The 219-nt window shown below is 57.1% G+C and carries 1 protein-coding gene; it reads left to right on the top strand.

The window, feature by feature from the left end; genetic code table 11:
• Positions 1–219: hypothetical protein (locus MO867_RS23295; RefSeq protein ID WP_252473536.1), on the top strand; the 219-nt coding region annotated here is incomplete at both ends.

The raw sequence follows: 219 nt of genomic DNA on the forward strand, positions 1-219 counted from the left end.
TGGTTCCGATCAGGTCTGCATTGACTGCGGTGAGCGTATTGACGTCACTGAAGGTAATGCTGCTGTTAACCGCTTCATTATCCGTGCCGGCCAGGATCCAGTCGGCACCATCGGCGCCGGTAACACTGTCCGTCCCACTGGCGGCATCCACGGTGCTCAGGCCGGTAAAGGCGATGTCGTAGCTGGTTGCCGCGTTATCGCCATTGACAATAAAGCTGT

It is taken from the genome of Microbulbifer okhotskensis (assembly GCF_023895975.1).
Classification (GTDB): Bacteria; Pseudomonadota; Gammaproteobacteria; order Pseudomonadales; family Cellvibrionaceae; genus Microbulbifer; species Microbulbifer okhotskensis.